Consider the following 867-nt stretch of genomic DNA (forward strand, 5'->3'; position numbering starts at 1 on the left):
ATTAAACTACCCTGGCCATCCACGCAAACCCGGATGGACCTTGTAGGGCTCGAACCTACGACCGGACGGTTATGAGCCGTCTGCTCTAACCAACTGAGCTAAAGGTCCAAGCAATCGCGGCGGGGGGGATCGAACCCTCGACCTCCCGGGTATGAACCGGACGCTCTAGCCAGCTGAGCTACACCGCGAAGAATCTTTTGGACAAACTGTCCAATCGGGAAAACAGGATTCGAACCTGCGACCCCCTGGTCCCAAACCAGGTGCTCTACCAAGCTGAGCTATTTCCCGATGATGCACCCAGTAGGAGTCGAACCTACAACCTTCTGATTCGTAGTCAGACACTCTATCCAGTTGCGCTATGGGTGCATATAATCTTTGCCGGTAAGCCGACAAAGCGGAAGACGAGATTCGAACTCGCGACCCCCACCATGGCAAGGTGATGTTCTACCACTGAACTACTTCCGCATTGGTAAGATGAATCAACTGAGCCGTGACAGGCTCGAACTGTCGACCCACGGATTAAAAGTCCGTTGCTCTACCAACTGAGCTAACGGCTCAATGGAGGATACAGGGCTCGAACCTGTGACCCTCTGCTTGTAAGGCAGACGCTCTCCCAACTGAGCTAATCCTCCATAAAAAGCGCGGCAGCTTCCTACCCTCGCAGGCAGTCACCCACCAACTACTCTCGGCGTAGAGAAGCTTAACTTCTGTGTTCGGCATGGGAACAGGTGTATCCTTCTCGCTATCGCCACCGCACTTTTCAATTAGAAAGCTTTGCGCTCTCAAAACTGGCTATCATTGTTTTTTCGTGTTGCGTTGAACCGTATTTGTACGCTAGTCGTGCTCCGCTTGAGCAACGGATGAGTG

The 867-nt window shown here is 52.7% G+C and carries 7 tRNA genes and 1 rRNA gene; all 8 read right to left on the reverse strand.

The features are described from left to right. Positions 1 to 34: 34 nt before the first annotated feature. Positions 35 to 108, reverse strand: a tRNA-Ile gene (locus FD02_RS07355). 6 nt (positions 109 to 114) lie between these two features. Then, positions 115 to 188 (reverse strand) — tRNA-Met (locus FD02_RS07360). A gap of 26 nt (positions 189 to 214) precedes the next feature. Beyond that, positions 215 to 288, reverse strand: a tRNA-Pro gene (locus FD02_RS07365). Between the two features lie 4 nt (positions 289 to 292). Beyond that, a tRNA-Arg gene (locus FD02_RS07370) sits at positions 293 to 366 on the reverse strand. Between the two features lie 27 nt (positions 367 to 393). Further along, a tRNA-Gly gene (locus tag FD02_RS07375) sits at positions 394 to 465 on the reverse strand. A gap of 19 nt (positions 466 to 484) precedes the next feature. Further along, positions 485 to 557, reverse strand: a tRNA-Lys gene (locus tag FD02_RS07380). A gap of 2 nt (positions 558 to 559) precedes the next feature. Continuing rightward, positions 560 to 632: transfer RNA gene (locus tag FD02_RS07385), tRNA-Val, on the reverse strand. A gap of 7 nt (positions 633 to 639) precedes the next feature. After that, positions 640 to 756: ribosomal RNA gene (gene rrf / locus FD02_RS07390) — 5S ribosomal RNA — on the reverse strand. Positions 757 to 867 lie beyond the last annotated feature (111 nt).

The sequence above is a fragment of the Lacticaseibacillus nasuensis JCM 17158 genome, assembly GCF_001434705.1.
GTDB lineage: Bacteria > Bacillota > Bacilli > Lactobacillales > Lactobacillaceae > Lacticaseibacillus > Lacticaseibacillus nasuensis.